The sequence below is a fragment of the Saccharopolyspora soli genome, from assembly GCF_022678645.1.
Taxonomy (GTDB): Bacteria; Actinomycetota; Actinomycetes; order Mycobacteriales; family Pseudonocardiaceae; genus Saccharopolyspora; species Saccharopolyspora soli.
In genome coordinates, this window is the sequence record NZ_JALBWV010000002.1 from 283,706 (window position 1) to 292,081 (window position 8,376).

The 8,376-nt window shown below is 68.0% G+C and carries 9 protein-coding genes; 5 read left to right on the top strand and 4 right to left on the bottom strand.

Annotated features, from left to right (window positions below; translation table 11 throughout):
* Window positions 1-149: 149 nt before the first annotated feature.
* On the top strand, window positions 150-1,196 hold the full coding sequence (locus tag MOQ72_RS02795) for an NAD(P)H-dependent flavin oxidoreductase (protein WP_242180357.1): 1,047 nt from the start codon (window positions 150-152) through the stop codon (window positions 1,194-1,196).
* A gap of 121 nt (window positions 1,197-1,317) precedes the next feature.
* Here the strand turns inward: MOQ72_RS02795 and MOQ72_RS02800 are convergent, their stop codons facing one another.
* From MOQ72_RS02800 to MOQ72_RS02810, 3 genes are all read right to left on the bottom strand, one after another.
* Window positions 1,318-2,322: a methyltransferase gene (locus MOQ72_RS02800; protein WP_242180358.1), complete on the bottom strand. Its 1,005-nt coding sequence runs from the start codon at window positions 2,320-2,322 to the stop codon at window positions 1,318-1,320.
* Window positions 2,323-2,767: 445 nt separating this feature from the next.
* Window positions 2,768-3,433, bottom strand: a complete 666-nt coding sequence (locus MOQ72_RS02805; protein WP_242180359.1) for a GntR family transcriptional regulator — start codon at window positions 3,431-3,433, stop codon at window positions 2,768-2,770.
* 236 nt (window positions 3,434-3,669) lie between these two features.
* A complete protein-coding gene (locus tag MOQ72_RS02810) occupies window positions 3,670-4,107 on the bottom strand; it encodes a VOC family protein (RefSeq protein WP_242180360.1) in 438 nt (145 codons plus the stop codon).
* Window positions 4,108-4,173: 66 nt separating this feature from the next.
* Between MOQ72_RS02810 and MOQ72_RS02815 the strand changes: the two genes are divergently transcribed.
* Together MOQ72_RS02815 and MOQ72_RS02820 are read left to right on the top strand one after the other, a co-directional pair.
* On the top strand, window positions 4,174-4,482 hold the full coding sequence (locus MOQ72_RS02815) for an ArsR/SmtB family transcription factor (protein WP_242180361.1): 309 nt from the start codon (window positions 4,174-4,176) through the stop codon (window positions 4,480-4,482).
* 42 nt (window positions 4,483-4,524) lie between these two features.
* Window positions 4,525-4,962, top strand: coding sequence for an NUDIX domain-containing protein (locus tag MOQ72_RS02820; RefSeq protein WP_242180362.1), 438 nt, complete (start codon window positions 4,525-4,527; stop codon window positions 4,960-4,962).
* A gap of 13 nt (window positions 4,963-4,975) precedes the next feature.
* Here the strand turns inward: MOQ72_RS02820 and MOQ72_RS02825 are convergent, their stop codons facing one another.
* Window positions 4,976-5,626 (bottom strand): GntR family transcriptional regulator, encoded by a 651-nt coding sequence (locus MOQ72_RS02825; RefSeq protein ID WP_242180363.1) that lies wholly within the window; start codon window positions 5,624-5,626, stop codon window positions 4,976-4,978.
* Between the two features lie 213 nt (window positions 5,627-5,839).
* Here MOQ72_RS02825 and MOQ72_RS02830 point away from each other — a divergent pair, with 213 nt between their 5' ends.
* Together MOQ72_RS02830 and MOQ72_RS02835 are read left to right on the top strand one after the other, a co-directional pair.
* Entirely contained in the window at window positions 5,840-7,162 is a 1,323-nt protein-coding gene (locus tag MOQ72_RS02830; RefSeq protein WP_242180364.1) for an MFS transporter, read from the top strand.
* Complete coding sequence (locus tag MOQ72_RS02835) at window positions 7,159-8,247, top strand: mandelate racemase/muconate lactonizing enzyme family protein (RefSeq protein ID WP_242180365.1); 1,089 nt, start codon at window positions 7,159-7,161, stop codon at window positions 8,245-8,247. Before MOQ72_RS02830 ends, MOQ72_RS02835 begins: the two co-directional genes overlap by 4 nt.
* The last annotated feature ends 129 nt before the right edge of the window (window positions 8,248-8,376 follow it).

Below are 8,376 nucleotides of genomic sequence, written 5' to 3' on the forward strand. Positions count from 1 at the left end.
GGCCGGGATCGATCGGGCCCCGCATGTAGTCGTTGACCACCCGGAACCCGAACCGTTCGAAATGCGCGACCGCGGCGCGCGAGGTCGTCACGTGTGGCGTGCGCGATGCTCGGATGCGTGCCGGTGAGGGGCGGATTACCGTCGAAAACATGATGGCAGAGCGAGGAATCCCGCTGATCGCGGCGCCGATGGCGGGCGGCATCTCAACACCGGAACTGGCTGCGGCGGTGAGCGCGGCTGGCGGCCTCGGCTTCCTGGCCGCTGGGAACCTCTCGGTGGAAGCGCTGGCCGCCGAGATCACCGCCTGCCGTGCGCTCACCTCGGAGCCGTTCGGGGTGAACCTCTTCGTCCCCGGTGCGCCGCGCGACCTCGATTTCGACGGCTACCGGGCTCGGGTCGAGGCGGCTGCCGCGCGGCACGGGGCCGGGGCGGGCTCGCCGAGCTGGGACGACGACAAATACCCGGCGAAGGCGGAGTTGGTGATCGCCGAGCGGATCCCGGTGGTGTCGTTCACCTTCGGCGCGCCGGAGAAGTCCATTGTAGATCGATTGCACGAGGTTGGATCGGAGGTGGTAGTCACGGTCACGACTCCGCAGGAGGCGCGGACCGCAGCGGCTTTGGGAGCGGATCTGGTGTGCGTGCAGGGCATGGACGCCGGTGGGCACCGCGCGGTGTTCAACGACGACGCCACGCTGCCCGGCGGTGGGCCGCTGTTCGGCCTGTTGGCGGCGATCCGCCTGATCCGGGCCGAGGTCGATCTGCCGGTCATCGCAGCGGGCGGGTTGGTGCACGGCGCGGACGTGGCGGCGGTGCTGTCCGCGGGTGCGGTGGCGGCGCAGTTGGGCACCGCGTTCCTGGTGTCCGACGAGGCGGGTACGCAACCGACCCAGCGCGCTGAAATCGCTGCCGGACAACGGGAAACCGCGTTGACCCGGGCGTTCAGCGGACGTCCGGCGCGGGGGATGGTGAACCGGTTCCTGACTGACAACGCTGATGCGCCAGCGGCCTATCCGCAGCTGAACAACCTGACCAAGCCGATGCGTGCGGCTGCGGGAAAAGCGGGTGATCCGGAACTGCTGTCGATGTGGGCAGGCCAGACCTACACCCAAACGCGGCCGTTGCCTGCCGCTGAGCTGGTGAGCCGCCTGGTCGAGGAGGCACGACAAGCTCTGGAGCAGGCCGCGGCGAGGCTGTGACGCCCGCCGAGATCCGTCTGTCCCAAACGGCAGCGAAGACTCGCGCGAATTGGGCGTTGGCAAGGGTGGTTGTCAGGCAAACGGCGTGATCTGTCGGAGAGGTGGCGGGAATCCGTTGCGGCTAGCGTTCGGGACGGCACTCGATGATGGCGTAACCGTTGTCCAGCGGAGTGAAGTCCTCGACGGTCATCCCGGCTGCCGCCGCGATGTGCTGGGTGCGGTCCAGATCGCGCATCCGGCCGCCGACGTAGACCATCATCCGCAGATCCATCTCGGTGAACAGCGTCATCCGGTTGATGTCGGGCAGCAACTCGATGATCAGCACCCGCCCGTCGGGGCTCACCGCCTGCGCGCAGTGCCCCAGGATCCGGGCGGCATCCGTGTCGTCCCAGTCACCGAGCACGTCGCAGACGATGACGGCGTCGGCCTCGATGGGCAGCGGGTCGAAGAAGCTCGCGGTGACCACCTCCGCGCGCTCCTGAACTCCCTGTTCGCGCAGGTAGGCGGCGGCGTTGCGGGCCGGGCCGAGAAGATCGACGAGGATGCCGTGCAACTGCGGGTGGGCGCCTAGTATCTCGGCGAGCAAGACGCCCTTTCCGCCGCCGACGTCCGCGATCCGCGAATAGGCGCTCCAGTCGTGCGCCGTGGCGACCAGCGGCGCGAGCCCGTAGGCCTTGGTCTCCATCAGCGAGTCGAACGAGTCCGACAGCTGCGGGTTGTGCGCCAGGTCCTCCCAGAAGGACCGGCCGAACGCGGCCGGGTAGGCGGGGTGGTGGCCTCGGACCTGTTCGATGAGTTCGACGAACGCGAGATCGGCGCGGCCGACGGCGCCGTCCAGGTCCAGCCAGGGCTGTGGCCCGTCGGCGACGTCGCTGCGCAGCGCGTTGGAGGCGTCGTTCGGGCCGAAGACGTCCATCTCGGGCTCGGTGAACATGCCGCGGTGCACGAGGAATCGCAGCACCCGCCCGAGCGGGTCGGCCTCGGCCTTGCAGCGGTGTGCGATTTCGGCGAGCGGAAGTGGACCGTCCTTGACCACATCGGGCACCCGCAGGGTGGCCGCTGTTCGAACCGCGAACGGCGTGGCCAAGTCGGCCATTGCCCAGATGTCCGGTGACTCGTGGGGCATGCGTTGCAGGGTAAGCCCGTAACGCGCAGTAAGCGCGCCGCGATCGGCGGACCGGGGAGAGCGGAGGTTGAACACGGTTTCGATCGGCCCCGTGGTGCTTTGTGGACATCGGTCGCCGCAACCCGACGCGCGGACGCGGCAAGCCGGTCAGCGCCGCTGACAACGCGGTGGTGAGGATCGCGGTGCGACGAGAAGTCGTTGTGGTCACTGGGAATTCCGCATCTGGCAACACGCGCCAGGGCTGTCCGACGGTCCTGGGAATGCTCCTGCGGCGAACCGCCACGACTCTGCCGATCAGCATCCGGGTGACAGCTTCGAGCCGTCCGTGCCGTTCGGTCCGCAAGATCACCGAACGCATCGGCTTTCCGCCGCGGAAATCGCGGACGGTCCGACCACGTCCACGCCGGACACCGCGAGCGGAAGTCGTACGCGGCAGCCGGCGCTGTCAGTCTTCGGCGAGCGCCGAGACGATCCGCTCGGCCGTCTCCCGCAGGTGCCCGCTCGTGGCCTCCCGTGCGCGGGCGGCATCGCCAGCTTCGATGGCGTCAACGATCAGCGTGTGCCGGTCCGCATCGCGCGGCGCCGGTTGCGACGCTGACCGGACGGTCGTCGCGCGCGTCAGCGCGGAGAGGTGCTGCCAGGAGTGCACCAGCGTCCCGTTGCCGGTGAGCTCGCAAAGTTGCTGGTGAAACGCGAGGTCAGCCGCGACGAGGTCGGACCCCGCTCGATCGGTCGTGGCGAGCCTGTCGATGGTCTCGCGGAGTTGCCGCACGATCCCGGTCCGATCCGGCGCCGCGCACAGCGCCTCCACCGCGAGCGATTCCAGCGCACCGCGCACCGAGAAGATGTCGGCGACCTCGGCCGGGCTGAGCACGCGGACCAGCAGTCGACCGCGTTCGTCGGCGACGATCAGTCCTTCCTGGACCAGGTGGCGCAGCGCCTCGCGAAGCGTGCCGCGGGAGACGGACAGCGCGTCGCTGAGCTCGGTCTCGATCAGGCGGGTACCCGGCGCGAGTTGGCCCCCGCAGATCGCCTCGCGGAGCTTGTGCAGGCTCTGCTCGCGGAGCGTCTGCCGGTCGACACCGGACAGCGCTGGGACGTCGAGGGACACCGGCCTATCGCCTCTCTGGTCATCGAAGGTCTCCACTCTAGTCCATCAACCGGTGCCGACAGTCGGCTGTCGACAGTCGGCACCGGCTGACTACGCTGTGTTATTCACCGTGCGCAGTGCGGTCGGCTGGGTTCACCATTCCGGTTCGGGAGACGGGGCCGAGCTCAAGTGCCGAGCGAACCCGCGGTGTCCGATGTGGATTTCCCGGTGAGGCTGAGGAAATCCACGGGTCCGCCCTAAACCCCGAAAACTCCGTCGCTGATCGCGCGTGGCGCGCCTGGGCTGCCCTGCGTCACGTCCCAGGTCCAGAACTCGACCACGTTGTGGTCCGGATCGGCCACGTACGCCGAGCGGGCGTTGCCCGGACCGAACTCCACTTCGTCGACCCGTGCACCACGCGACCGAAGTTGCTCGACGACCGCGTCGTACTCGCTGTCGGACACCGACAGGGCATAGTGGACGTGCACGCCGCCGCGAGCGCGGGCGATGCCGAGAGCTGGTTTCCACAGCCCGATCCTGGTCCCACCGGCCAACACCCAGACCGCCTCGCGGTTGCGCCAATGATCGCCCTCCCAACGTCCGATCACCGGAAAACCGAGCACTTCGGTGTAGAAGCGCTCAGCGGCGGCCAGATCTGCGACTTCCAGGACCAGTTCGTTCACACCGGACGTCATCGTCAAGCTCCTATATAGGGAAACTCCTATGCTTCGTATATAGGAGAATAGCGATACACTCACCCGGTGAGCAACTACGATCTGGCCACCGCGGCCGGGCTGTTCCGGGCGATGGGGCATCCCATCCGGCTCGGCGTGCTGGAGCGCCTGCGTCGGGAAGGCGAGATCTGCGCCTGCGATTTCACCGAGTACTTCGGCGTGAGCCAGCCGACGATCTCCGGGCATCTGCGCACGCTGCGGGAAGCGGGACTGGTGCGCACCCGTCGAGATGGCACGCAGATCTGCTACTCGCTGGATCCGCGAGCGCTGGACGTGGTGCGCCAGGTCTCCGCGGCGCTGCATCCGGGCAAACAGGATCGCGTCGCACGTCGTTGAAGCTGCGGTACGGTGGCGAAAAGCTTGGGAGGGCGGTCCGCGATGCACTTGGCCGAAGTGGCCGAGCTGGCCCGGCAGGACGCCGCTGACGGTGTGCAGCAGCAGATCGTCGCGGCCGTCATCGATGCCGGTGGAAAGGTCCTGCTGGTGCGTCGGCGCGCCACCGATTCTCGCGGCGGTGAATGGGAACTCCCCGGTGGCAAGGTCGACCCCGGCGAAGACCTGAACACCGCGCTGCACCGCGAGGTCGTCGAAGAAACCGGCATGCGCATCGCCGAGATCACCGGATATCTCGGCGCGTTCGACTACACCGCGCAGCGCGGCACCTACAACCGCCAGCACACCTGGTCGGTGTTGGTGGCTTCGGCCGACGAAGTGCGCCTGACCGAACACGACGCCTACGCCTGGGTGTCCGCGGCCGACGAACACCCGCTCAGCGCGGACCTCGAAGCGCTGCTCGAAAAGTACTTCCAGTCCTGATCGCCGAGCCGGATCAGTCCTCGGGCGGCAGCATCCGCTCGTGCGAATTCGTGATGTGCTCGTGCATCGCTTCCCGGCAGGCGTTGGGATCACCCGCGCGCAGCGCGGCGACGATCGCCCGGTGTTCGGCCAGCGTCTCCAGGTTGTCGGTGCCCGGTCGCTGCAACCGGAAGAGGTTCAGGTGGACTTGGCAGCGTTCGTACGCCTTCGCCGCGTGATCGTTGTCGGCGATGGTGAAGATCAGCCGGTGGAACGCCTCGTCGTGATCGGCCAGGGCGCGGGCCGGTGCGTCGCCCTCGGCCAGGCATTCCGCGAACCGGTCGAGCTCCCGGTTCAGCTGCCGCAGCTGGGTGGGTGAGACCCGTACCGCGGCCCGTGCGGCGGCCCACGGTTCGACCAGGAAGCGGAAGTCGTACAGGTCGGCAACCTCGCGGTGTCCGGGCAGTTCGCTGACCCGGTAGCCGCGGTTGTGGATCTTGGTCACCAGCTCGCCCGCAGCCAGCGTCGCCAGCGCCTCCCGCACCGGCGTGTGGGAGCACCCGAGGGACTCGGCCAGCGCGCTGATGGTGATGGTCTGCCCGGGTTCCAGCGATCGATCCAGGATCTGCTCGCGGATCCGCGAGTACACCCGGGAGGCCAGGTCACCCAGCTGACCGGTCGTCATTGTCGTCCGCCTCGGAGATCGCGATTGGTCGCTTCGCCGCGCAGGTCCAGCGCTCACCAGTCCCGCGCCCCTTGCCCAGAGCGCGAAGTCTATCCCGGTCCAGTCCACCGCATGTCATCCAGACATATCGTAGATGTCTTGTCGAGATCGTATATTTCTGTTTCACTCCTGCCCACCGCGCTACCCGGTTCCATCCAACGTCAGGAGGCACTCGTGGGCAGCAACGCCGTCGGCGGCGACAGACGATCGAACACCCGGTGGCTGATCATCGGTCTGGTCTTCGTCGGTCTCGCCATCAACTACCTGGACCGAGCGAGCCTCGCGGTCGCGCTGCCGTTCATGGGCGAGGACTTCCAGCTCAGCGCGACGCAGCAGGGCCTGATATTCGCCGCGTTCTTCTGGTCCTACGACTTCTGCCAACTGGCCGCCGGTTGGTACGTCGACAAGGTCGGACCGCGCCGCTCGTTCGCGCTCGCCGCACTCTGGTGGTCGCTGTTCACCATGCTGACCGCACTCACCCGCGGGTTCTGGTCGCTGTTCGCGGTCCGGTTCCTGCTGGGCGCCGGGGAAAGCCCGGCCCCGAGTTCGAGCGCGAAAGTGGTCGCCACGTGGTTCCCGCGCAAGGAGCGTGCCCTGGCCACCAGCATCTGGGACTCCGGTTCGCGGGTCGGCGGGCTGATCGCACTGCCGATCGTCACCGCGGTCATCGCACTGACGTCGTGGCACGGCGTGTTCGTGCTGCTCGGAGTCCTCGGCGTCGCCTGGGCGGCGGCCTGGTGGCGCTTCTACCGCGCACCCCGCGAGCACCACCGCGCGAACGCCGAGGAGGTCGACTACATCGAACGCGGCGGTGCGCGAACCGCCGCGTTCGACGACGAGCAGGCGGTCGCGATCAAGTGGCGGTCGCTGTTCCGCTATCGGACCGTCTGGGCGATGATGATCGGCTTCTTCTGCCTCAACAGCGCCATCTACTTCTTCATCACGTTCTTCCCCTCCTACCTGGTCGAGGAACGCGGCTTCGACCTACTCGAACTGGGTTTCTTCGGTGCGATTCCGGGGTTGTGCGCAGTGGTCTTCGGCTGGCTCGGCGGCTTCCTGGCCGACCGCGCCGTCGCTGCGGGCCGGAGCGTGACGGTGGTGCGCAAGACCGTCATCGTCGGCGGCTTGGTGGGTGGTTCGACCATCATGTTCGCCGCGCTGGTGCCCGAGGCGTGGATGGCGCTGACCCTGCTCTCCTTCGCCTACGCGAGCCTGAGCATCGCGGGCACCGGGATCTGGTCGCTGCCCGGCGACGTGGCGCCGAGCTCCCGGCACGTCGGCTCGATCGGCGGGCTGCAGAACTTCGCCTCGAACTTCGCTGGCATCCTCACCCCGCTGCTGGTCGGCTTCCTGGTCGACACCACCGGCTCGTTCGTCCTGCCGCTGGTCATCATCGGAACCGTGGCGCTCGCCGGAGCAGCCAACTACCTGTTCCTGATCCGCAAGGTCGAGCCGCTGCGCGTGCCCGACGCGACACCCGGAGGAGTTCGAGCATGACGACGATCGCCACGGCCACCGCACGGCTGGTCGACATCGAAGTCGAAACGGCCCGGACCGACGCGGTGCAGGCATTCCTGAAGCAGGAAACCCTCTTCGTCCAGCTCGGCACCACGGACGGACTCACCGGATATGGCTACAGCTACACGATCGGCACCGGTGGGCGCGCGGTGCTATCGATGCTCAACGAGCACCTGCTGCCGAAACTCGTCGGTGCCGACGCGCGCAACGTCGAAGCGCTGTGGTTCGAGCTGTTCGCCTCGACCCGCGCCACGACCACCGGGGCCATCACCTCGCTCGCACTCGCCGCGATCGACACGGCGTTGTGGGACCTCAAGGCCAAGCGCGCGGACGAACCGCTGTGGCAGGCAGCGGGCGGATTCCGGCAGGCGGTCCCGCTCTACGACACCGAAGGCGGCTGGCTGCACCTCAGCACCGACGATCTGGTGCGCGAGGCGCTGGCGTCCCAGGCGCGGGGCTGGCCGGGCGTGAAGATCAAGGTGGGCAAGCCGCGCGCGGCGGAGGACTTGGCCCGGCTGCACGCCGTTCGCGAGGCCGTCGGACCGGACATGGACCTCATGGTCGACGCCAACCAGTCGCTGACGATCAGCGAAGCCCGCCGCCGCGCCGCCCTGTTCGAACCGCTGGACCTGAGCTGGTTCGAGGAGCCGATGCCCGCGGACGACGTCGACGGCCACGCCCTGCTCGCGGCAGGCACCAGCATCCCGATCGCGGTCGGCGAGTCGATGTACAGCATCGCGCAGTTCCGGAGCTACCTCAGCAGGCAGGCCGCGTCGATCGTGCAGGTCGACGTCGCGCGCATCGGCGGAATCACGCCGTGGTTGAAGGTCGCGCACCTAGCTGAGGCCAACAACGTCACCGTCTGCCCGCACTTCTTGATGGAACTGCACGTGAGCCTGGTGGCGGCCACCCCGGCGGGAGGCTACGTCGAGCACATCCCGCAACTGCGCGCGGTCACGACCTCGGAATTGGAGATCCGCGACGGCCACGCCGTCGCGCCCACCACACCGGGCCTGGGCATCGACTGGAACCTCAACGCCCTCGACGACCGAACCGTGGCATAACCCCGGCTGACTTCACCCGATCATGTACGAGTGAAGGGCACCTTTGACCGACCTTGGGTTCTAGGGGTGGTTGCAACACCTGATTTGTTCAGGGGTTGTGGTGTTCGAGATCCGCGAGGGCCGGTCGCC